The 25,295-nt window shown below is 42.7% G+C and carries 14 protein-coding genes; 13 read left to right on the top strand and 1 reads right to left on the bottom strand.

Going from position 1 to position 25,295, the window contains the following annotated elements; translation table 11 throughout:
* Positions 1 to 27: 27 nt before the first annotated feature.
* The 7 genes from GOM48_RS07235 (at position 28) to GOM48_RS07205 (ending at position 12,795) form a co-directional block, all read left to right on the top strand.
* Positions 28 to 591 (top strand): TIGR01440 family protein, encoded by a 564-nt coding sequence (locus GOM48_RS07235; RefSeq protein WP_235096870.1) that lies wholly within the window; start codon positions 28 to 30, stop codon positions 589 to 591.
* A gap of 2 nt (positions 592 to 593) precedes the next feature.
* Positions 594 to 6,758 (top strand): ZmpA/ZmpB/ZmpC family metallo-endopeptidase, encoded by a 6,165-nt coding sequence (locus GOM48_RS07230; protein ID WP_235096864.1) that lies wholly within the window; start codon positions 594 to 596, stop codon positions 6,756 to 6,758.
* A 66-nt stretch (positions 6,759 to 6,824) separates the two neighbouring features.
* Entirely contained in the window at positions 6,825 to 8,540 is a 1,716-nt protein-coding gene (gene pabB / locus GOM48_RS07225) for an aminodeoxychorismate synthase component I (RefSeq protein ID WP_235096857.1), read from the top strand.
* Between the two features lie 118 nt (positions 8,541 to 8,658).
* Positions 8,659 to 10,290, top strand: a complete 1,632-nt coding sequence (locus GOM48_RS07220) for an Ltp family lipoprotein (RefSeq protein WP_235096853.1) — start codon at positions 8,659 to 8,661, stop codon at positions 10,288 to 10,290.
* Positions 10,291 to 10,415: 125 nt separating this feature from the next.
* The gene (locus GOM48_RS07215) at positions 10,416 to 11,375 is read left to right on the top strand and encodes an ROK family glucokinase (protein WP_000078548.1); all 960 of its coding nucleotides are present in this window, start codon (positions 10,416 to 10,418) and stop codon (positions 11,373 to 11,375) included.
* A 93-nt stretch (positions 11,376 to 11,468) separates the two neighbouring features.
* Positions 11,469 to 11,903 (top strand): GTP pyrophosphokinase, encoded by a 435-nt coding sequence (locus GOM48_RS07210; RefSeq protein ID WP_235096845.1) that lies wholly within the window; start codon positions 11,469 to 11,471, stop codon positions 11,901 to 11,903.
* A gap of 52 nt (positions 11,904 to 11,955) precedes the next feature.
* Positions 11,956 to 12,795, top strand: coding sequence for a thymidylate synthase (locus tag GOM48_RS07205; protein WP_235096843.1), 840 nt, complete (start codon positions 11,956 to 11,958; stop codon positions 12,793 to 12,795).
* Positions 12,796 to 12,837: 42 nt separating this feature from the next.
* Here the strand turns inward: GOM48_RS07205 and GOM48_RS07200 are convergent, their stop codons facing one another.
* Entirely contained in the window at positions 12,838 to 13,008 is a 171-nt protein-coding gene (locus tag GOM48_RS07200; RefSeq protein WP_001051782.1) for a DUF3042 family protein, read from the bottom strand.
* A 120-nt stretch (positions 13,009 to 13,128) separates the two neighbouring features.
* Between GOM48_RS07200 and miaA the strand changes: the two genes are divergently transcribed.
* The 6 genes from miaA (at position 13,129) to bgaA (ending at position 25,068) form a co-directional block, all read left to right on the top strand.
* Positions 13,129 to 14,013 (top strand): tRNA (adenosine(37)-N6)-dimethylallyltransferase MiaA, encoded by an 885-nt coding sequence (gene miaA, locus GOM48_RS07195; protein ID WP_235096834.1) that lies wholly within the window; start codon positions 13,129 to 13,131, stop codon positions 14,011 to 14,013.
* A complete protein-coding gene (hflX, locus tag GOM48_RS07190) occupies positions 14,006 to 15,244 on the top strand; it encodes a GTPase HflX (protein WP_235096829.1) in 1,239 nt (412 codons plus the stop codon). Before miaA ends, hflX begins: the two co-directional genes overlap by 8 nt.
* A complete protein-coding gene (locus GOM48_RS07185; protein WP_235096821.1) occupies positions 15,237 to 15,860 on the top strand; it encodes a cystathionine beta-lyase in 624 nt (207 codons plus the stop codon). Before hflX ends, GOM48_RS07185 begins: the two co-directional genes overlap by 8 nt.
* A 14-nt stretch (positions 15,861 to 15,874) precedes the next feature.
* Entirely contained in the window at positions 15,875 to 16,804 is a 930-nt protein-coding gene (gene rnz / locus GOM48_RS07180; RefSeq protein WP_235096819.1) for a ribonuclease Z, read from the top strand.
* Between the two features lie 20 nt (positions 16,805 to 16,824).
* Positions 16,825 to 17,580: an SDR family NAD(P)-dependent oxidoreductase gene (locus GOM48_RS07175; protein ID WP_235096812.1), complete on the top strand. Its 756-nt coding sequence runs from the start codon at positions 16,825 to 16,827 to the stop codon at positions 17,578 to 17,580.
* 246 nt (positions 17,581 to 17,826) lie between these two features.
* Positions 17,827 to 25,068 carry an LPXTG-anchored adhesin/beta-galactosidase BgaA gene (gene bgaA / locus GOM48_RS07170; RefSeq protein WP_235096804.1) on the top strand — a complete coding sequence of 2,414 codons (7,242 nt, stop codon included), beginning with the start codon at positions 17,827 to 17,829 and terminating at the stop codon, positions 25,066 to 25,068.
* Positions 25,069 to 25,295: the final 227 nt, after the last annotated feature.

Raw genomic sequence — 25,295 nt, 5'->3', positions numbered from 1 at the left:
AGTAGGAGAAAAATGAGGTCAAGAGTGATGGATAAAAATAGAATTGGAACAGAGACACAGCAGGTGCTTGAGGATGTTTTGGATAAGGCTGGATTGCGTGAGGGGGCTCTCTTTGTCCTTGGACTCTCGTCTAGTGAGGTTTTAGGTGGGCAAATCGGCAAGGATTCCAGCCAAGAAATTGGCGAAATTATTGTGAAGACGATTCTGGATATCCTAGAGGAAAGAGGGATTCACCTAGCTGTTCAAGGCTGTGAACACGTCAATCGTGCCCTCGTCGTTGAACGTCAGGTGGCAGAGCAGTTTGGTCTGGAAATCGTCAGTGTCCTTCCGACTCTTCATGCAGGAGGTTCGGGTCAGTTGGCGGCCTTCAAGTTTATGCAGGATCCAGTGGAGGTTGAATTTATCAAGGCTCATGCGGGATTGGATATTGGAGATACCGCAATTGGTATGCATGTCAAGCATGTGCAAGTTCCGATTCGACCAGTTTTGCGAGAGATTGGCCATGCCCATGTAACAGCTCTAGCTAGTCGTCCAAAGCTAATCGGGGGTGCGCGTGCGCAGTATCCACAAGATTCTATTAGAAAGATGTGAGAATGAAAAAAAGAAAAGAACAGTTTCAAAAAAACCTAAAGTATTCTATTCGTAAATTGACTGTTGGAGTTGGTCCTGTAGCAATCGGGGCCTTTCTTGTTGGTGCTAGTTTGTTATCAGCTGGTAGAGTCCAAGCAGATGAATTAGCTGAAGTGAATTCAGTCCATTACCGTTATCTGGCGGAACAAGAATTAACCGAATCTGAAAAAGCCTTGATTCATCATGAAGTTCCTACAGAATTTCAAGATGAAGATATTATTTATGTCGTTTATCGCAAGAAGGCAACTAACAGTCAAAAACTTCCCTATACAGGAAGTAAAGAATTTGCTTTAGCAGGTCTTGGTCTTGCAACAGCATCTTTAGCTGTTTTTTTGGTGTCTAAAAAACAGCGTCGGAAAGTTCTTGGAGTGCTTTTGATTGGTTCTCTTGGTGTCAGCAACTTCATTCCTTTTGCTACTTTTGCCTTTGAGAATAAAGAGTTACTTTCTTACAATCAAACGATCTCGGCCTCCTCAAATGAAGAATTAGCGAAAGGTGTGATCGATATTGAAGGATATGAGTATATTGGTTATTTTAAAGGAACTGATACAAAAGTAGCAAGTTTTTCTAAAAAAGGGAAATCTCTAGTCCAAGACAATGCCCCAGATTATACTGGGAAACTTGAAAGTAAAGGTACCCAAGAAGAAGGCAAAAAGGGTCAATCGCTTGTCCAAGACAATTCCCCAGCGTATACTGAAAAGCTTGCAAGCAAAGGCACCCAGGAAGCTGGTAAAGAAGGCGAGTCCCTTGTCCAAGATAGTTTGCCAACGTATACTGAAAAACTTGAAAGCAAGGGCACTCAAGAAGTAGGTAAAGAAGGCGAGTCCCTTGTCCAAGATAGTTTGCCAGCGTATACTGAGAAACTTGAGAGCAAGGGCACTCAAGAAGTAGGTAAAGAAGGCGAATCCCTCGTTCAAGGCAATTCCCCAACGTATACTGGGAAACTTGAAAGCAAGGGTACTCAGGAGTCTGGTAAAGAAGGCGAATCCCTCGTTCAAGACAATTCCCCAGCGTATACTGGCAAGCTTGAAAGCAAGGGCACTCAGGACCCCGGCAAGGAAGGCCAATCTCTAATTCAAGATAGTTTACCAGCCTACACTGAAAAGCTTGAGAGCAAGGGCACTCAGGAAACTGGTAAGGAAGGTCAATCTCTAATTCAAGATAGTTTGCCAGCGTATATTGACAAGCTTGAAAGTAAGGGCACTCAAGAACCCGGCAAGGAAGGCGAATCCCTCGTTCAAGATAGTTTGCCAGCCTATACTGGAAAACTTGAAAGCAAAGGCACTCAAGAAGTAGGTAAAGAAGGCGAATCCCTCGTTCAAGACAATTCCCCAGCGTATACTGGCAAGCTTGAAAGCAAGGGCACTCAGGAACCCGGCAAGGAAGGTGACTCCCTTGTTCAAGATAGTTTGCCAACGTATACTGGGAAACTTGAAAGCAAAGGTACACAATTCCCCGGCAAGGAAGGTGACTCCCTTATTCAAGAGGATCTTCCAGAATATACAGTAACTGAAGGAACAATTACTAAAGACACAATCGCAGAGATTGACTACCAGACGGAAATCATTGATGATCCTACAAAATACACTGACGAAGAAACAGTGGTTCAAAACGGTGAAAAAGGGATCCAAGTTACCAAAACGACTTATAAAACTGTCGAAGGTGTTGAGACTGACCAAGTTTTAAATACAACAACCACTGTCATCAAAGAACCAGTCACTAAAAAAATAAGCCGTGGTACGAAACCAATAGAAGGCACTCTTGTAGAAGAAAGTCTTGAAAAAATTCCGTTTAAGGAGATAGTCGAAGAAGATGCGCAACTGAAAAAGGGCGATAAAGTTACGGTCCAAGAAGGAAAAGACGGTCAGAAAAAGGTTATCAAAACCTACAAGACCATCAAAGGAATCAAGACGCAGGAAGCTCCTGAAATTCTTGAACAGGTCATCGAGTTAGCCCAAGACCGTATTGTTAAACTAGGTACCAAAAACTTCGAAAAGCCAGTGTTGACTTTTTCAAGGGTTGATATTCAGGATTTGAAACGCTCATCTCAGATTCACTATAATCTGGAAAATCCAAGTAAGGCAGCGGTTAAATCGATCACTTTAACCCTGAAAAAAGGCGACGAAGTCGTCAAAACCATGACGGTTTCACCGAATAACTTGACTGCAACTCTAACAGATTTGCAGTATTACAAGGACTATAAACTCGAAACAAAAATGGTTTATGATCGTGGTGAAGGAAACGAGGAAGAAATTCTCAAAGAAGAACCACTGAGAATTGATTTAAAAAAGGTCGAAGTTAAAAATATAAAAGAAACAAGCCTCATAAGTGTTGACGACAATGGCGTGGAAACGGATAGTAGCTTCTTAACCTCTGTTCCAAGTGATGTAAGGCCTTACTATCTAAAAATTGCTACACGTGATAATAAGATGACGCGTCTTGCGATTGACAAAATTGAAGAAGTGATAGTCGATGGAAAAACGCTTTATAAGGTCACTGCCAAAGCGCCTGACCTCGTTCAGCATACAGATGGCAACCAGCTCAGTGAAGAATACATTCATTACTTTGCCAAACCAAAAACTCATGAGGGGAATGTCTACTACGATTTCAATGAACTTGTAAAAGCAATGCAGGCCAATCCATCTGGTGAATTTAAAATTGGTGCGGACTTGAATGCGGTTAATGTTCCTGCAGCTGGTAAATCATATGTAACGACGAAGTTCCGAGGCAAGCTATCAAGTGTAGACGGTCAACGATACACGATTCATAACTTGGAACGTCCACTATTAGGTGATACCGAAGGCGCCCACATCCATGACCTTAACCTTGGTAAGGTAAACATTCATATGCCATGGGCAAATAGAGTTGCTCCCTTGGCTGCTGTTGTAAAAAACACAACGATCAATAATGTGAAAGTAACGGGTACAGTTGTTGGAAATAATGACGTATCAGGTTTGCTCAATAAAATTGATAATAACGGCAGATTAACAAATGTGGCATTCATTGGTAAGCTTCATGCTGGTGGGAATCAAGGCGCCTTTCTTGCTGGAATTGTTGGAGAAAACTGGAAAGGTTCTGTTGAGAAGGCCTATGTTGATGCACAAATAACGGGTAATAAAGCGAAAGTTGCAGGCATCGCCTATTGGTCACAAAATGGTGGGGACAACCATGCAGTTTATCGAGACGGAGCCATTAAAAAATCTGTAGCTAAAGGTACTATCGATGTCAGAGAACCGATTAGCGCGGGCGGTGTTGTAGGCAGTACAAATGCCTTGGGCTCCGTTGAAGATACTGTTTCAATGATGAAAGTTAAAAATGGTGAGATTTTCTATGGCTCATCTGATATTGATGATGATCCTTATTGGACAGGTGACCGCTTAAATCGAAACTTTGTTGTTACTGGTGTGAGTGAAGGAAAATCTTCATATAGATATTCTAAACAACAGCATCGTATTAAGCCTATTTCGCAAGAAGAAGCAGACAAGAAAATTGCTGCTTTGGGAATCACAGCGCATGAGTATGAAATCAATGAGCCTATTGTAGATAAATTAAACCGTTTGACACAGCGTGAAGACGAGTACAAGGCCACTCAAGACTACAGAGCTGACCGCGAACTTGCCTATCGCAATATTGAAAAATTACAACCATTCTATAATAAGGAGTGGATTGTCAATCAAGCTAATAAACTAAATGCTAGCTCAAACTTGGTGACCAAAGAAGTCCTTTCTGTTACTGGTTTGAAAAATGGACAGTTTGTAACAGACTTGTCAGCTATTGATCAGATCATGATTCACTATGCTGATGGTACCAAAGAAGAATTGGCCGTTACTGCCAAAGCTGACTCTGATGTAAAACAAGTCAAAGAGTACGAAGTGGCCAACCAGAATATCGTTTATACGCCAAATATGCTAGTGAAAGATCGTGCTGGTTTGATTGCAAAGGCAAAAGAAACATTATCCAGTGTAGAATTGATTTCTCCTGAGGTGCGAGCTCTTATGGACAAGCGGAACAAACCGCAAGAAAACACGGATGAACGAAAAAATGGCTATATTCGTGATTTGTTCTTAGAAGAAAGTTTTGTTGAAGTAAAACAAAATCTTGGAAACTTGGTGAAACAAATTGTTGAAAATGAAGATCATCAACTAAATGATGATGAAGCTGCTCAACGTGCTTTCATTAAGAAGGTTGAAGACAATAAGGCCAACATTATGATGGGGCTTGCTTATTTGAACCAATACTATGGCATTAAATATGATGGATTGTCGATCAAAGATATTATGATGTTTAAACCAGATTTTTATGGTAAGAACGTGAATGTCTTAGATCGCTTGATCACTATTGGCTCAAAAGAGAACAATCTTAAGGGCGACCAATCCCAAGATGCGTATAGTCGAGTGATTGCAGGTGCTACAGGTAAAGGAAGCCTCCATGAGTTTCTAACATATAACATGAAATTGTTTACAAATGAAACCGATATGAATGTTTGGTTTAAAAAGGCAATTGAAAAGAATGCTTATGTGGTAGAACAGCCATCATTGAACCCAGATTTTGCTCATAAGAAGTATCGTCTATATGAAGGGATTAATAATGGCGTGCATGGTCGGATGATTTTGCCTCTATTAAACTTGAAGAACTCGCATCTCTTCATGATTTCGACCTATAATACCATTTCTTTTAGTGCTTTTGAAAAATATGGTAAAAATACTGAGGAGGCTCGTGAAGCCTTCAAGAGTGAAATCAATAAGAGAGCAAAAGAGCAGGTGAACTACTTAGACTTTTGGTCAAAATTAGCTGCTGATAATGTACGTAATAAGCTCCTCAAGAGTGAAAATAGTGTTCCAACACCTGTTTGGGACAATCATGATGCGCCGGGTATCGGTTGGGCAAACCGATATGGTCACAAGGATGGGAAACCAGATTATGCTCCGATTCGAGAGTTCTTTGGACGGATCCATAAATATCATGGCTATCAGTATGGATATGGTGCTTACGCATATATCTTTGCAGCTCCAAATCAGCAAGATGCTGTCTACTTTGTTATGACAGAGTTGATAAGTGATTTTGGTACATCGGCCTTTACGCATGAAACGACTCACGTGAATGATCGTATGGCTTACTATGGCGGTTGGTATCATCGTGAAGGGACGGACTTAGAGTCCTTTGCGCAAGGTATGCTCCAGTCACCATCGTTGACAAATCCAAATGGTGAATACGGTGCCTTAGGTTTGAACATGGCTTATGAACGTCAGAATGATGGCACTCAAATCTACAATTATGATCCAAACAAGTTAAAGAACCGTGAAGAAATTGATCACTATATGAAGAACTATAACGAGGCTCTGATGTTGCTGGACCATCTAGAAGCAGATGCAGTTATTGGAAAACACTTGGACGACAACAGCAAGTGGTTCAAGAAGATGGACCGAGAATGGCGTACGAACGCTGACCGAAACAATCTGAAAGGCGAACCACATCAATGGGATAAATTGCGTGATTTAACGGATAATGAGAAAAAATTGACGATTACGAGCATTGATCAATTGGTTGATCATAACTTCGTTACAAAACATGGTATGCCAGGGAATGGACGTTATCGTTCGGAAGGTTTTGACAGTGCTTACCAAACCGTAAATATGATGTCGGGTATCTTTGGTGGAAACACCAGCAAGAGTACAGTTGGTTCGATTTCATTCAAACATAATGCTTTCCGTATGTGGGGATACTATGGTTATCTTAACGGGTTTATTGGTTACGCTTCAAACAAATATAAGGCGGAAGCTAACAAGGAAAACAAAGGGTTGTTGGGTGATGACTTCATTATCAAGAAAGTCTCTAATGGCCAATTTGATACTCTTGAAGCATGGAAGAAACATTGGTATAAAGAAGTCTATGACAAAGCTCAAAATGGCTTCATTACAATCGAAATCAATGGCAGATCTATCTCTACTTATGCTGAGTTGAAGTCCTTATTTGATGAAGCTGTTCAAAAAGACCTAGATAGCATGGAAAATCCAAATATAAAGAATCATTATAAAAATACTGAAGATCTTAAATGGAAGGTTTACAAACAGCTCCTTCAAAAATCAGATGGATTCTCTGGAAATTTATTTGCCAAAGCATCGTTATAAAGTCGAAATGACTAAAAAGGTGGATCAGCTTAAGCTGCATCTGCCTTTTTGTGCTATACTTAAGATATGCATAGAAAAACAGTGATTGATTTTAGAGCTTTGGGGGCGAGATACACCTTTACCCAACCGATTAAAGAGTTAAAAACGAGAGATTTATCAGAAGTGGCAGACTTGCTGGCACAAGTGGAAAACTACCAAGAGCAAGGCTATTATGTCGTGGGCTATGTCAGCTATGAGGCTGCACCTGCTTTTGAGGAAAAATTAACCGTTCACAAGCTTCCTCTACTGGGCGAGTATTTGCTTTACTTTACCGTTCACGATAGGGTGAAAACATCGCCTATTCCTCTGACTTATGAAGAAGTAGATCTTCCTTCAAAGTGGCAGGAAGAAACATCTGCAGAGGACTATGAAAAGGCTATTGCCCAGATTCACCATCATTTGCGACAGGGGGATACCTACCAGGTCAACTACACCGTCCAACTCAAGCAAGACTTAAGTGCCAATCCTTTTGCCATTTACAATCGTATGGTGGTAGAGCAGGAGGCGGGCTACAATGCTTATATTGAACATGACGAGATGGCAGTGATTTCCATGAGTCCAGAGCTCTTTTTTGAGCAAAATGACCGGGAATTAACAACTCGCCCGATGAAAGGAACAACCCAGCGGGGAGTGACTGACCAAGAAGACCTTGCCCAAGCTAGCTGGTTGGAGCAGGATCCTAAAAATCGCTCTGAAAATATGATGATTGTGGATCTCTTGCGCAATGATATGAACCGTATTTCTGAAGTGGGCAGTGAATATGTGGAGCGTCTATGTCAAGTGGAGCAGTATTCAACTGTTTGGCAGATGACGTCGACCATCAAGAGTCAGTTACGATTGGATGTGGACTTGGTTGCCATTTTTCGCTCTCTCTTTCCTTGTGGATCCATAACGGGAGCGCCGAAAATTGCGACTATGGAAATAATCAAGAACTTGGAACCCCAACCCAGAGGAGTCTACTGCGGAACGATTGGTCTCTTGCTTCCAAATGGGCGACGAATTTTCAATGTCGCCATTCGAACCATTCAACTGCATCAAGGGAAAGCCATCTATGGAGTGGGTGGCGGCATTACTTGGGATAGCACCTGGGAATCTGAATACCGTGAGGTTCATCAAAAGGCGGCAGTTCTTTATCGTAAACAAGCTCGTTTCCAACTTATTACTACAGGGAAAATCAGCCAAAAGAGTTTGCTGTTTGAAGAGCAACATTTGGAAAGACTGACAAAGGCGAGTCGTTATTTTGCCTATCCTTTTGATCCGAAAAACCTGAGACAAAAGATAGAGGAAGAGTGCAAAGTTTGTGATATTAATCAAGACTACCGTTTGCGAATTAGTCTCAGCAAATCTGGAGAGCTGGAACTCAGTCGCCAAGTATTAACACCCCTTAGTCCGACCTTCTGCCAAGCCAAACTTTGCCTGCAGGAAGCGGATTTGAATCAATCCTTTACCTACTTCAAAACCACTCACCGACCACATTTGAACCTAGGAGAACAGGAAATCATTTACCATAATGCAACAGGAGAGCTATTGGAAACCTCTATCGGGAATCTAGTTTTGAAAATTGCTGGAAAACTCTACACACCGCCTACCAACCTACGAATTTTGCCGGGGATTTATCGTCAGCATTTGCTGGAAAGAAAACAGGTAGAGGAAAAAGTCTTGACTTTAAAAGACCTAGCTCAGGCGGAGGATATCTACGGCTGTAACGCAGTCAGAGGCTTGTATGAGTTGGAAGTGATATAACTATGGATTTTTCAATTTAGTTTCAGATTTATTTGTTAATATTTAATATTTAATTTGAAAGAAAAATTAAGCATATGATATACTATGGGTATAAATCATTAAAAACATGGAGATTTTTATGAAAAAATCAAAAAAAATTTTAGTAACCAGCTTAGCAACTGCAACACTGGGACTTATTTCATTTGCAGATACAACTGGAGCCTTTCCTTTTTCGGCTCAGCATGTTTCTGCTCAAGAAAAGGACGCACCTAAAAATGGTAAGGTTGTAAAAGAGAATACAACTTCGGCGCCAAATCAAGCTGAGAAATCGAAAACACCAGCGCAAAATCCTGCTGAGAAACCGAAAACACCAGCACAAAAACCTGCTGATAAACCAAAAACACCGGCACCAAAACCCGCGTCGAAGCCAGCACCAAAACCCGCGCCAAAGCCAGCACCAAAACCCGCGTCGAAGCCAGCACCAAAACCCGCGCCGAAGCCGGCACCAAAACCCGCACCGAATCCGGCACCGAAACCCGCGCCGAAGCCGGCACCAAAACCCGCGCCGAAGCCGGCACCAAAACCCGCACCGAATCCGGCACCGAAACCCGCGCCGAAGCCAGCACCAAAACCAGCTGAGAAACCGAAAACGCCAGCACCGAAACCCGCTGAGAAACCGAAAACGCCAGCTCAAAAACCTGCTGAGAAACCAAAAACACCAGCACAAAAACCTGCTGAGAAACCAAAAACACCAGCACCAAAACCAGCTGAGAAACCGAAAACGCCAGCTCAAAAACCAGCTGAGAAACCGAAAACGCCAGCACCAAAACCAGCTGAGAAACCGAAAACGCCAGCTCAAAAACCTGCTGAGAAACCGAAAACACCAGCACCAAAACCAGCTGAGAAACCGAAAACGCCAGCTCAAAAACCTGCTGAGAAACCGAAAACGCCAGCTCAAAAACCAGCTGAGAAACCGAAAACGCCAGCTCAAAAACCTGCTGAGAAACCGAAAACACCAGCACAAAAACCTGCTGATAAACCAAAAACACCGGCACCAAAACCGACTGAAAAAGCTAAAGAAACAACTCCTAAACAGGATAAATCACAATCTAAAGTTCAGTCTGGCTGGGTAGGAAATTACTACCTCAAATCAGATGGAAAGAGAGCTAAAAATGAATGGGTAGATGGTGGTCGTTATTATGTTGATTCTGATGGAAAAAAGGTTAAAAGTGACTGGATTTATGATAAAAACTATGGTTCATATTATTATCTAACAGCAGAAGGAAGCTCTGCTCGCAATAAATGGGTAGGAAATTCTTATCTCAAATCAGATGGAAAGATGGCCAAGAATGAATGGGTAGATGGTGGCCGTTACTATGTTGATTCTGAAGGCAAAATGGTAAGGGAAAAATGGGTAGATGGTGGCCGTTACTATGTAGGATACGATGGTGTGCGGCAACCAAAACCAGCAGATGGGAACCAGTACAATGCTGCTTTAAGGAGAGCGAAAAGCTATAATTCGTGGGCAAATATGTCAAAAAAAGCTCTCTATGACCAATTAATGTTTCATGGTTTTTCAAGTTCAGCAGTGCAGTATGCCATCGATCACTTGAATGCAGATTACAAAGCAAATGCCTTAGCTAAAGCAAGAGAATACCGAAAATATAGTAATATCTCAAAAATTGAAATTTATGACAGGCTAACTTCTTCTTGGATTGGAAAATTTACAAAAGAAGAAGCAAACTATGCAATTCAACATTTAGGTGACTAATTTTTACAAATAGTGAAGCAAATGAGATGTTTTAATTTTGGCTTGTAGCCTGCAAACCTTTGCACAAAACAGACGATTCTGTTATACTATATCTGTAAGCATTTTCAATTAAAAAGGAGAAGACGATGAGTCAAAAGATTATTGGGATTGACCTTGGTGGAACATCTATCAAGTTTGCAATTTTAACTCAAGAGGGAGAAATCCAAGAAAAATGGTCTATTAAGACCAATATTTTGGACGAAGGAAGCCATATTGTAGATGATATGATTGAGTCTATTCAGCATCGTTTGGACTTGCTTGGATTGTCAGCTACAGACTTCCGAGGCATTGGGATGGGATCACCTGGTGTGGTTGACCGTGAAAAAGGGACTGTTATCGGTGCCTACAACCTAAACTGGAAAACCCTTCAACCGATTAAAGAAAAGATTGAAAAAGCCTTGGGTATTCCATTCTTCATCGACAATGATGCCAACGTAGCTGCTCTTGGTGAGCGCTGGATGGGTGCTGGTGACAACCAACCGGACGTTGTCTTTATGACACTTGGTACCGGTGTTGGTGGTGGTATCGTCGCTGAAGGAAAACTGCTTCACGGTGTGGCTGGTGCAGCAGGTGAGCTTGGCCACATCACTGTTGACTTTGACCAACCAATCGCATGTACTTGCGGTAAGAAAGGTTGTCTTGAGACAGTTGCTTCTGCAACAGGGATTGTCAACTTGACTCGTCGTTATGCAGATGAATACGAAGGCGATGCTGCCTTGAAACGCTTGATTGATGACGGTGAAGAAGTAACTGCTAAAACTGTTTTTGACTTGGCTAAAGAAGGGGACGACCTTGCCTTGATCGTTTACCGTAACTTCTCACGTTACTTGGGAATTGCTTGTGCTAATATCGGCTCCATCCTCAACCCATCAACGATTGTTATCGGTGGTGGGGTGTCAGCAGCTGGAGAATTCCTTCTCCAAGGCGTGCAAAAAGTTTATGATGAAAATACCTTCCCTCAAGTACGCACATCCACTAAATTGGCTCTTGCAACTCTAGGAAATGACGCTGGAGTTATCGGAGCAGCATCGCTTGTATTGCAATAAGATAGATTGATAATAGAGCTTGGTGTTTATCAAGCTCTTTTTTAGAAATCAAATAAAACGGAATAGGTTTAAATTTTGGGAAGGAGTCGCTAGATGAACACATCAAAACAGCCCATGCTTGAATTAGCATTATCTATCGCTATGGAAGCTCATAGAGGGCAATTTGATAAGGCAGGGATAGATTATATAGAACATCCAATTTTTGTTGCGAGCCAAGTTGATTCTGAAGAAGAGAAAGCAGTGGCTCTACTACATGATGTTATTGAGGATAGTTCTGTTACTGCTGAAGAGTTACTAAATGCGGGTTTACCAGAAACAGTAGTTGCTGCCGTTCAGGTTTTGTCAAAGAAAAAGGGACAAGACTATCAAACATATCTAGAAAATGTGAAATCTAATTCTCTAGCACGCGTTGTCAAATTAGCAGATTTAAAACATAATTCAGATTTATCGAGACTGAGTTCTGTCACTGACAAGGATTTGGAACGATTAGAAAAATACAAGAATGCGATTGATTATCTGAGTATGTAGAAAAGCTCTTTTTATGCTATACTAGTTAAGACTACAAAAGAGGTAAGCGTAAATGACAAAAGCAGATACGATTTTTAAAGAGAATATTGAACGAATCCTCAAAGACGGTGTCTTTTCTGAGCGGGCTCGTCCTAAGTACAAGGATGGGACTGTTGCCAACTCCAAGTACATAACGGGTGCCTTTGCGGAGTATGATTTGTCTAAGGGGGAATTCCCCATCACAACCTTGCGCCCGATTGCTATCAAATCCGCCATCAAGGAAGTACTCTGGATTTACCAGGATCAGTCTAATAGCCTAGAAGTGCTCAATGACAAGTACAATGTCCACTACTGGAATGACTGGGAAGTGGGAGAGACGGGGACCATCGGTGAGCGCTATGGGGCTGTGGTTAAAAAGCACGATATCATCAACAAGATACTCAAGCAGTTGGAAGCCAATCCTTGGAATCGTCGTAATATCATCTCACTCTGGGATTATCAAGCTTTTGAGGAGACGGAAGGCCTCCTTCCATGCGCCTTTCAGACCATGTTTGATGTCCGTCGTGTTGATGGGGAAATCTATCTGGATGCGACCTTGACCCAGCGCTCTAATGACATGCTAGTGGCCCACCACATCAATGCCATGCAGTATGTGGCTCTTCAAATGATGATTGCTAAACACTTTGGCTGGAAAGTAGGGAAGTTCTTCTACTTTATTAATAATCTCCATATCTATGATAATCAGTTTGAACAAGCAGAGGAATTGCTCCGTCGTGAGCCGTCAAACTGCCAACCACGTTTGGTCTTGAATGTACCAGATGGGACCAATTTCTTTGATATCAAAGTGGAGGACTTTGAGTTAGTTGACTATGATCCAGTCAAGCCACAACTGAAGTTTGATTTGGCTATTTAAGAAAATAAAAAGAAGTTGAGATTTCTCAACTTCTTTTGTTGCTTAATGTGATACGCGTCGGCGAGCTGCTTTTTTGCGGTTTTCTTCGATGAAAGCTGCTTTTTGCTCTTCTGGCTCAATCACTTTCTTTTTAATTGCGTATACTGCACCTGCAACGGCAGCGACAGTTCCTGCGACACCTGTTACAAGACCTTTAGCGAATCCTTTAGCCATGAGTCTTCCTCCTTTATCTTCCCGATCAGCCAGACTCCTCAAGAGGTAGCATTTTTCTGACTGACCTTTTTATGATATAATAATAGTAACGAAAAAATGGGAATTTTTCAAGGAAAAAAGATGAAAACAAAAATAATTGTGATTGTTGGGCCGACTGCTGTTGGGAAGACAGCCCTTGCTATTGAAGTAGCCAAGCGCTTTGGTGGAGAGGTGGTCAGTGGTGACAGTCAGCAAGTATACAGAGGGTTGGATATTGGGACGGCCAAGGCTAGCCCAGAGGAGCAAGCAGCTGTTCCTCATCATTTAATCGATGTTAGAGAGGTAACCGAGTCTTACTCGGCTTTTGATTTTGTTTCAGAAGCTAAGGCAGCCATAGAGGACATCCAAAGTCGTGGCAAGCTTGCTATTATCGCTGGAGGCACAGGGCTTTATATCCAGAGCTTGTTGGAAGGCTACCATCTAGGTGGGGAGACACCTCATGAGGAGATTTTAGCCTATCGAGCTAGTTTGGAGCCTTATTCAGATGAGGAATTAGCCCATCTCGTGAAGCAAGCAGGTCTTGAAATTCCCCAGTTTAACCGTCGTCGAGCTATGCGGGCCTTGGAAATCGCCCATTTTGCTCAGGATTTGGAGAATCAAGAGACCTTGTATGAACCATTGATTATCTGCCTGGATGATGAACGAAGTCAGCTTTATGAACGTATCAATCGTCGAGTAGATTTGATGTTTGAGGCCGGGCTTTTGGATGAGGTCAAGTGGCTTTTTGACCATTACCCTGATGTGCAGGCTGCTAAAGGCATTGGCTACAAGGAACTCTTTCCATATTTCCGTGGGGAGCAAACTCTTGAGGAAGCGAGCGAGAGTCTCAAACAGGCGACTCGTCGTTTTGCCAAGCGCCAGTTGACCTGGTTCCGAAATCGCATGCAGGTCACCTTTTATCAGATTGGAGATTCTGGCGTGCAGGACCGCATTTTAAGCCAGATTGAGGAGTTTTTAAATGATTGAAACGGAGAAAAAAGAGGAACGAGTCCTGCTCATTGGTGTTGAACTGCAGGGCATGGATAATTTTGACCTCTCCATGGAAGAACTGGCTAGTCTAGCCAACACTGCTGGAGCAGTCGTAGTCGATAGCTACAGACAAAAACGTGAAAAGTATGACTCCAAGACCTTCGTCGGTTCTGGTAAGTTGGAAGAGATTGCACTCATGGTAGATGCGGAAGAAATTACTACTGTCATCGTCAATAATCGTTTGACTCCACGGCAAAATGTCAATCTAGAAGAAGTTCTCGGTGTCAAGGTCATTGACCGTATGCAGTTGATTCTGGATATCTTTGCCATGCGGGCTCGAAGCCATGAAGGAAAACTCCAAGTTCATTTGGCTCAGCTCAAGTATCTCTTGCCTCGCTTGGTTGGTCAGGGGATTATGCTCAGCCGTCAGGCAGGGGGAATTGGTTCCCGTGGACCTGGTGAAAGTCAGCTGGAACTGAACCGTCGTAGTGTTCGTAATCAAATCACAGATATCGAGCGCCAGCTCAAGGTGGTTGAGAAAAATCGGGCGACAGTCAGAGAAAAACGTCTGGAGTCAAGTACCTTTAAGATTGGTTTGATTGGCTACACCAATGCTGGGAAATCAACCATCATGAACACCTTGACCAGTAAGATCCAGTATGAAGCAGACGAGCTGTTTGCGACTCTAGATGCGACAACCAAGAGTATCCATCTGGGGGGCAATCTACAGGTAACCTTGACTGATACCGTCGGCTTTATCCAAGACCTACCGACTGAATTGGTGTCCAGTTTTAAGTCAACCTTGGAAGAAAGCAAGCATGTGGATCTTCTGGTTCATGTCATCGATGCCAGCAATCCTTATCACGAGGAACATGAAAAAACGGTTCTGTCTATCATGAAAGACTTGGATATGGAGGATATTCCTCGCCTGACTCTTTACAATAAAGCGGATTTGGTGGAGGATTTCACGCCGACCCAAACGCCTTATGTCCTCATTTCTGCCAAGTCTGAGGATAGTCGTGAGCAGTTGCAAGCATTGTTTTTAGAGAAAATCAAGGAGATTTTTGAAGTCTTTACTCTGCGCGTGCCTTTTTCTAAGTCTTACAAGATTCATGATTTAGAAAGTGTAGCGATTCTGGAGGATCGCGATTATCAGGATGACGGAGAAGTCATCAGAGGCTACATTTCGGAGAGAAATAAATGGAGGTTAGAAGAATTTTATGACTGATATCAAAACTTTGGCCCTCAAGTATGGTGGCTATACAAGCTTAGACAAGCTTTATTTAGCTCAACTTCTAGCTGGTAAAACAGAGCAGGAGCAGCTAGCTCTCATCACACCTCCACCAAGTGTCGTCAATGCCTACTTTGCTGAACTCTACCAGAAAAAGAGTCCTGAAGCTGCGACGGATTATTTTGCAGAACTCAGTCATGAACTGAACCTCTACAATGCTGAGCCAAGTTTCACCTTTGAAAATAAGCCTTTTATTCGTCTTAATTTATCTGGCAAATCCTTTGGCTTTTGCTATGAGAGTAAGGGGCTGGGGCGGATTTTCTCTGAAAATGAAGAGGAAATCTCGGATGACTTGCTTTTTGAGATTGCGCAAATTTTCCCCCATCAACTCGTCTTTGAAGAGTCTGGAAAGATTTATATGAAGCATGTCGGGGACGAGGAAGTTGTTAGTGTAGAAAATCTCACAGCTTTGACAGACTTGGAAAACTTAGCAGATGGTCGCAAACGTCTCAAAGGCTATAGCCAAGAGGATTTACTGCAAGAAGCTGCTGCTTTTTCTGGCAAGCGCTATTTCCGATCGGAAAACCGCACAGCCATGTTATATATTGATTAATTAGAAAGTATCGAATGGATATTCAATTTTTAGGAACAGGGGCTGGTCAGCCCTCTAAAGCCCGCAACGTCTCTAGTCTCGCTCTGAAACTCTTGGACGAGATTAACGAAGTTTGGCTCTTTGACTGTGGAGAAGGAACGCAAAATCGTATTCTGGAAACCACGATTCGACCACGTAAGGTCAGCAAAATCTTTATCACCCACCTGCATGGAGACCACATTTTTGGTTTACCAGGTTTTCTCTCCAGCCGTGCTTTTCAGGCTAATGAAGAGCAGACAGATTTGGACATTTATGGGCCGCAAGGGATCAAGTCATTTGTCTTAACCAGCCTTCGTGTGTCAGGTTCTCGCCTGCCTTACCGTATTCGTTTTCATGAATTTGACCAAGATTCCCTTGGGAAAATCCTTGAGACCGATAAATTCACTGTGTATGCAGAGGAGCTGGACCACACTATTTTCTGTGTCGGCTATCGTGTCATGCAAAAGGATCTAGAAGGGACCTTGGATGCTGAGAAACTCAAGGCTGCTGGTGTCCCATTTGGCCCGCTCTTTGGAAAAATCAAAAACGGGCAAGATGTTGTTCTAGAAGATGGCACCGAGATCAAGGCAGCAGACTATATCTCAGCACCACGACCTGGTAAGATTATTACTATTCTGGGTGACACCCGAAAAACCAATGTCAGTGTGCGTCTGGCTGTCAACGCCGATGTCCTTGTCCACGAGTCGACTTATGGCAAGGGAGATGAAAAAATTGCTCGCAATCACGGTCACTCAACCAATATGCAGGCAGCACAAGTAGCAGCAGAAGCAGGTGCCAAGCGCCTCCTGCTCAATCATATCAGTGCTCGTTTCCTCTCAAAAGATATCAGTCAGCTCAAGAAAGATGCAGCAACTGTTTTTGAAAATGTTCATGTGGTCAAAGACTTGGAAGAAGTGGAAATTTAGAAGATTGAGAAAGGATAAATATGTCTACAATTCTCATTACAGGTGCCAGTGGTGGTCTAGCCCAAGAAATGGTCAAACTCTTGCCAGATGACCAACTCATCTTACTAGGTAGAAACAAGGAAAAACTGTTGGAGCTATATGGAAATCATCCCCGTGTAGAATTGATTGAAATCGATATTACTGATGACTCAGCCCTAGAAGATCTGGTAGCTGACCTCTATCTCCGTTATGGCAAGATTGATGTCTTAATTAACAACGCTGGCTATGGAATTTTTGAGGAATTTGACCAGATTTCTGATCAAGATATTCACCAGATGTTTAAGGTCAATACCTTTGCTTTGATGAATCTGTCTCGTCGTCTTGGAGCTCGCATGAAGGAAAGCCGAAAGGGGCATATTATCAATATCGTCAGTATGGCAGGTTTGATAGCGACTAGCAAGTCCAGTCTCTACTCAGCGACAAAGTTTGCAGCGATTGGATTTTCAAACGCTCTGCGCCTCGAACTCATGCCCTATGGTGTTTATGTGACGACAGTCAATCCAGGACCGATTCGTACTGCCTTTTTTAACCAGGCAGACCCGGATGGCAGCTACCTCAAGTCTGTTGATCGCTTTCTCTTGGAACCAGATGCAGTCGCTAGAAAGATTGTCAAAACCATAGGAAAAAACAAAAGAGAACTCAATCTCCCAGTTTTGTTGAACCTAGCCCATAAGTTTTATACTCTCTTTCCTAAGCTAGCTGATAAGTTGGCAGGGGGAGTCTTTAATTATAAGTAAAAGGAGTTCCTTACAAAAGGAACTTTTTTATCATGTTTTACTGAGTGTCAAAAATTGTTTGTTTTTGTTCTAAATCTACATTCACTTTTTTTGAATCTTCTACAAATTATAGAAAAAACAACAAAAATTATGATTTTTTAGTTTGGAGGATTGAAGTTATCTATATCATTTTATAGAATAAGTATAAAGTCCATTGAAGCGTTATCCGTTATCAAAAATGGAAGCGGTTACTAAAGGGAGGGTTTTATGGAAAAAGGCCATTGGAATCGTAAAATAGTCTACAGCATTCGTAAGTTTGCCGTAGGAGCTTGCTCTGTCATGATTGGAACCTGTGCGGTTCTATTTGGAGGAAGTGTCATTGGAGAATCACCAGTTTTCGCGGATGAAACTCCTATCGCCCACACTGTGGAACAAGCAAAAGAGGAAAGTCCGGCAGTGGAGGAAAAAGAAGATCAAGCCGTAGCAGAGCACAAGGATACTGCAAGTGTCGACCAGAGTCAAGCTGCTCCAATTGAAGCAAGCAAACCAGAGGTGAAAGAAGAGGAACCTGTAGCTCCAAAAGAGGAGAAAGCATCTCTAAAACCTGAAGAAACTGCTCCAAAGGTAGAATCTCAAGTTTCAAGTCAAGAAAAGCCTGTCAAGGAAGATTTGAAAGCTGCGACAAATGAAGAAGTGAATCAAATGATTGAAGATAGAAAAGTGAATTTTAATCAAAATTGGCACTTTAAACTCAATGCGAATCCTAAAGAAGCTGTGAAATCAGATGCCGATGTATCAACATGGCAAAAATTGGACCTTCCACACGACTGGAGTATCTTTAACGATTTTGACCATCAATCACCTGCTCAAAACGAAGGTGGACAGCTCAATGGTGGTGAAGCTTGGTATCGTAAGACCTTTAAACTTGATGAAAAAGACCTCAAGAAGAATGTTCGTTTGACTTTTGACGGTGTCTACATGGATTCTCAAGTCTATGTCAATGGCCAGTTAGTGGGACATTATCCAAATGGTTATAACCAGTTCTCATACGATATCACCAAATACCTTCACAAAGATGGTCGTGAGAATGTGATTGCTGTCCATGCGGTTAACAAACAACCAAGTAGCCGTTGGTACTCAGGTAGTGGTATCTACCGTGATGTGACCTTGCAAGTGACAGATAAGGTTCATGTTGAGAAAAATGGGACAACCATCTTAACGCCAAAACTTGAAGAACAGCAACATGGCAAGGTTGAAACTCATGTGGCTAGCAAAATCGTCAATACAGATGATAAAGACCATGAACTAGTGGCAGAATATCAAATCGTTGAACGCGGTGGTCAGGCAGTGACAGGTTTGGTTCGTACAGCGAGTCGTACCTTGAAAGCACATGAATCAACAAGCCTTGATGCGATTTTAGAAGTTGAACAACCAAAACTCTGGACAGTTTTAAATGATAAACCTGCCTTGTACGAATTGATTACGCGTGTTTACCGTGACGGTCAATTAGTCGATGCTAAGAAAGATTTGTTTGGTTACCGTTATTATCATTGGACTCCAAATGAAGGTTTCTCTTTGAATGGTGAACGCATTAAATTCCATGGTGTTTCCTTGCACCATGACCACGGAGCGCTTGGAGCAGAAGAAAATTATAAGGCAGAATACCGTCGTCTCAAACAAATGAAGGAGATGGGCGTTAACGCCATCCGTACAACTCATAACCCTGCAAGTCCACAGACCTTGCAAATCGCAGCAGAACTTGGTTTGCTCGTTCAGGAAGAGGCCTTTGATACTTGGTATGGTGGTAAGAAACCTTATGACTACGGACGTTTCTTTGAAAAAGATGCTACTCACCCAGAAGCTAGAAAAGGTGAAAAATGGTCTGACTATGATCTTCGTACCATGGTCGAAAGAGACAAAAATAACCCAGCTGTCTTCATGTGGTCTATCGGAAATGAAATCGGTGAAGCCAACGGTGATGCACACTCACTTGCAACGGTTAAACGCTTAGTAAAAGTGATTAAAGATGTTGATAAGACTCGTTATGTTACCATGGGAGCAGATAAGTTCCGCTTTGGAGATGGTAGTGGTGGTCATGAGAAGATTGCCGAAGAACTTGATGCAGTTGGTTTCAACTACTCAGAAGACAACTACAAGAAACTTCGTGCGAAACATCCAAAATGGTTGATTTACGGTTCAGAAACATCTTCAGCAACCCGTACACGTGGTAGCTATTATCGCCCTGAACGTGAGTTGAAACATAGTAACGGACCTGAACGTAACTACGAACAGTCTGACTATGGCAATGACCGAGTTGGCTGGGGTAAAACGGCAACAGATTCATGGACTTTTGACCGTGACAATGCTGGCTATGCTGGACAGTTTATCTGGACTGGTACGGACTATATCGGTGAGCCTACACCATGGCACAACCAAAACCAAACTCCCGTTAAGAGCTCTTATTTTGGAATCGTAGATACAGCTGGTATTCCAAAACATGACTTCTATCTCTACCAAAGCCAATGGGTTTCTGCCAAGAAGAAACCAATGGTACACCTTCTTCCTCACTGGAACTGGGAAAATAGAGAATTGGCATCGAAAGTTGAAGATGCAGACGGAAAAATCCCAGTTCGTGCCTACTCTAACGCTGCAAGCGTAGAATTGTTCTTGAACGGTCAATCTCTCGGCGTTAAGACCTTCAACAAAAAACAAACCAGCGATGGTCGTACCTACCAAGAAGGTGCCAATGCCAAGGAACTCTATCTTGAGTGGAAGGTTGCGTACCAACCAGGTACCTTGGAAGCTGTAGCTCGCGATGAAGCTGGAAAAGAAATTGCACGTGATAAGATCACTACTGCAGGCCAACCAGCAGGTGTTCGCCTCGTCAAGGAAGAACATGCAATCGCAGCAGATGGAAAAGACTTGACCTACATCTACTACGAAATCGTTGACAGTCAAGGAAATGTAGTGCCAACTGCCAATAATTTGGTTCGTTTCCAATTGCATGGACAAGGTCAACTGGTAGGTGTTGATAATGGGGAACAAGCCAGCCGTGAACGCTATAAGGCGCAACCAGATGGTTCTTGGATTCGCAGAGCCTTTAACGGTAAAGGTGTTGCCATTGTCAAATCAACTGAACAAGCAGGTAAATTTACACTGACAGCTCATTCAGATCTCTTGAAATCTGGTCAAGTAACAGTCTTTACTGGTAAGAAAGAAGGACAAGAAAAGACAGTTCTAGGAACAGAGGTACCAAAAGTACGTACTGTTATCGAGAAAGAACCAAAAATGCCGAAGACCGTAGCTTTTGTCTACAGTGATGGCAGTCGTGAAAAACGTCCAGTAACATGGTCTCCTGTAGATGTAAGCCAAGCTGGAGTTGTGACTGTTAAAGGTATGGCAGATGGACGTGAGGTAGAGGCTCGTGTCGAGGTTCTAGCAATTGCGAAAGAACTACCAACTGTTAAACGTGTTGCTCCAGGAACAGACTTGAATGCTGTTGATAAATACGTTTCTATCGCTGTAACAGATGGAAGCGTTCAAGAATACGAAGTTGATAACTGGGAGATTGCGGAAGCAGATAAAGCTAAACTTTCAGTTGCAGGATCACGTATTCAAATGACTGGCCAACTAGGAGGCGAAACCGTTCATGCTACTCTTGTGGTAGAAGAAGGAAATCCAACTGCACCTGTAGTGCCAACTGTAAGTGTTGGTGGTGAAGCCGTTACAGGCCTCACTAGTCAACATCCAATGCAATACCGCACTCTTGCTTATGGTGCCCAATTGCCAGAAGTCACAGCAAGTGCTGAAAATGCAACTGTTACAGTCCTTCAAGCAAGTGCAGCAAACGGTATGCGTGCAAGCATCTATGTTCAACCAAAAGATGGTGGTCCTCTTCAAACATACGCAATTCAGTTCCTTGAAGAAGCACCGAAAATTGACCACTTGAGCTTACAAGTAGAGCAAGCTGACGGTCTCAAAGAAGACCAAACAGTCAAATTGTCTGTTCGGGCTCAATATCAGGACGGAACGCAAGCAGTTTTACCAGCTGATAAAGTGACCTTCTCTACAAGTGGTGAAGGGGAAGTCGCAGTTCGTAAAGGAATGCTTGAGTTACATAAACCAGGAACAGTCACACTCAAAGCAGAATATGAGGGGGCTACAGGTCAAATCGATCTCACGATCCAGGCCAATACTGAGAAAAAAGTAGCCCAATCTATCCGTCCAGTAAACGTAGTAACAGACTTGCATCAGGAACCAAGTCTTCCAGCAACAGTAACGGTTGAGTATGACAAAGGTTTCCCTAAAGCCCACAAAGTCACTTGGCAAGCCATTCCAAAAGAAAAACTCGACCACTATCAAACCTTTGAAGTTCTAGGTAAAGTTGAAGGTCTTGATCTTGAAGCGCGTGCTAAAGTATCTGTAGAAGGTATCGTTTCAGTTGAAGAAGTTAGTGTGACGACCCCAATCGCAGAAGCACCGCAATTACCAGAAAGTGTTCGTACCTACGATTCAAATGGTCACGTTTCATCAGCTAAGGTTACATGGGATGCGATTCAATCAGACCAATACGCTAAGGAAGGTGTCTTTACCGTCACTGGTCGCCTAGAAGGTACGCAATTAACTACCAAACTTCATGTTCGTGTGTCTGCTCAAACTGAGCAGGGGGCAAACATTTCTGACCAATGGACAGGTTCAGAATTGCCACTTGCCTTTGCTTCAGACTCAAATCCGAGCGACCCTGTTTCAAACGTCAACGATAAATTGATTTCCTTTAATGACCGCCCAGCTAACCGTTGGACAAACTGGAACCGTAGTAATCCAGAAGCTTCAGTCGGTGTTCTATTTGGAGATTCAGGTATCTTGAGCAAACGTTCCGTTGATAATCTAAGTGTCGGATTCCACGAAGACCACGGAGTTGGTGTACCGAAGTCTTATGTGATTGAATATTATGTCGGTAAGACCGTTCCAACCGCCCCTAAAAACCCTAGCTTTGTAGGTGAGGAAAACCATGCCTTTAATGATCCTGCAAACTGGAAAGAGGTAAGCAATCTCAAAGCACCAGCTCAACTCAAGGCTGGAGAAATGAATCATTTCAGCTTTGATAAAGTTGAGACCTATGCGGTTCGCATTCGTATGGTTCGACTTGATAGCAAGAAAGGAACTTCTATCACAGAAGTACAAATCTTTGCGAAACAAGTTGCAGCAGCCAGACAAGGACAAACAAGGATCCAAGTTGACGGCAAAGATTTAGCAAACTTCAACCCTGATTTGACAGACTACTACCTTGAGTCTGCAGATGGAAAAGTTCCTGCAGTAACGGCAAGTGTTAGCAACAATGGTCTCGCGACTGTTGTTCCAAGCGTTCGTGAAGGTGAGCCAGTTCGTGTTATCGCGAAGGCTGAAAATGGCGACATCCTAGGAGAATACCGTCTACACTTTACAAGCAATAAAGACTTGCTCTCTCGTAAACCAGTTGCCACGGCCAAACAAGCTCGCTTGTTGCAACTAGGGCAACCTCTTGAATTGCCAACTAAGGTTTCTGTTTACTTCACAGGTAAAGACGGTTACGAAACAAAAGACTTGGCAGTGGAATGGGAAGAAGTTCCAGCAGAAAAGCTGACAAAAGCAGGTCAATTTACCGTTCGAGGCCATGTTCTTGGTAGTGACCTTGTTACTGAGTTTACTGTACGAGTGACAGACAAACTTGGTGAGGCTCTCTCAAACAACCCTAACTATGATGAAAACAGTAACCAAGCCTTTGCTTCTGCAACCAATGATATTGATCCAAGTTCACATGACCGTGTAGACTATATCAATGATGGAGACCACAATGAAAATCGTCGTTGGACAAACTGGTCTCCAACACCATCTTCTAATCCAGAAGTATCAGCAGGTGTAATCTTCCGTAAAAATGGCAAGATTGTCGAACGGACTGTTGCGCAAGCCAAACTCCACTTCTTTGCAGATAGTGGTACGGATGCACCATCTAAACTTGTTTTGGAACGCTATATCGGTCCAGACTTTGAAGTGCCTACCTACTATTCAAACTATCAAGCCTACGATGCAGCCCATCCATTCAACAATCCAGATAACTGGGAAGCTGTTCCTTATCGTGCGGATAAAGACATTGAAGCTGGTGATGAAATCAACGTAACATTTAAAGCTGTGAAAGCCAAAGCTATGAGATGGCGTATGGAGCGTAAAGCAGACAAGAGCGGTGTTGCGATGATTGAGATGACCTTCCTTGCACCAAGCGAACTGCCTCAAGAAAGCACTGCATCTAAGATTCTAGTAGATGGGAAAGAACTTCCTGATTTCGCTGAAAATCGTCAAGACTATCAAATCACCTATAAAGGTCAACGTCCAAAAGTCTCAGTCGAGGAAAGCAATCAAGTAGCTTCAACAGTTGTTGATAGCAGAGACGATAACCTTCCAGTACTTGTTCGCCTCGTTTCAGAAAGTGGAAAACAAGTTAAGGAATACCGTATCCAGTTGATCAAGGAAAAACCAGTTTCTGAGAAAACAGCCCCTGCTATTCAAGAAGAGAATCCAAGTCTTGAGGTTGTCGAAAAGGAACTTGCCTTCCAAACTGTTGAAAAAGAAGATCCAAGTCTATATGTAGGTGAAAGTCGTGTGGCTCAAGAAGGACAAGTTGGTAAGGAACGCATTCTTACATCTGTTAGTCCAGACGGAACTCGTGAAGAGAAACTCCGTGAAGTGATCCAGGCACCTATTAACCAGGTTCTTCTCGATGGAACTAAGCGAGGTACAGCCCAACCACTTGATGGAGCTGCAGGTTTAGTTCATGAAAAACCAGAACTTCTGGTTGAAGAAGAGGCAATTGATTTCCAAGCTCAAGAACGTAAGACTGACAAACTTTATGTGGGTGAAAGTCGTGTTCTTCAAGAAGGTCAAAAAGGTATTCGTGTCCACCTAGTAGAAGTCGAAAACGGTAAGCGTACATCGAAAGAAACCTTTGATAAGATAGTTGCGCAAGATCGTATCGTGGAAGTAGGAACTAAGCGAGGTACGGCTCAACCGCTTGATGGTGTCAAAGATTTGGTTCATCACAAGCCAGAGCTCCTAGTGGAAGAAGAGGAAGTTGATTTCCAAGTTCAAGAACGTAAGAACGATAAACTTCCAGTAGGGCAAACTCGTGTGATCCAAGAAGGCCAAAAAGGTGTACGTGTTCATCTCATCGAAGTGGACAATGGGAAACGCACTCTAAAGGAAACCTTTGATAAGGTAGCATCGCAAGATCGCATTGTGGAAGTGGGAACCGCTGTAGCACAAGAAGAACCAAATCCACAAGTTTCTGTCAATCCAGATGCGCACCAACTGGCTCAAACGGGAGCACAAACTCAAGAAGAAAAAGTGACACAAACTGAAAAAGGTCACCTTCCAAATACAGGAAGTGAGTCTCAGGTGTCAGCTTTAGCAGCAGGATTGGCTCTCTTGGGCTTAGGTGCAGGCCTTGCAGCTACTACTCGCAAAAAAGAAGATTAAGTTTAGTTACAAGCTAAACTGAACAGGAAAAGGCCAGAGTGACGCTCTGGTCTTTTTCGTCTGAGTTGTAATAGTAAATAAATGTTTGGAATAGTCATTCCTATTCCAAATGGATTTTGCTCAAAATTCATAAAGTGCTCTTCACACTTATAAAAAGAGAGGTCGTGTTTGAAAATAATTGATAAATATGCTACAATAGTAGGCACTGGTAATTTTTATAAATGATT

The organism is Streptococcus oralis (genome assembly GCF_021497885.1).
GTDB lineage: Bacteria > Bacillota > Bacilli > Lactobacillales > Streptococcaceae > Streptococcus > Streptococcus oralis_BQ.
The sequence above is the reverse complement of the archived record's forward strand: the minus strand, read 5'-3'. Positions and strand labels throughout refer to the sequence as shown.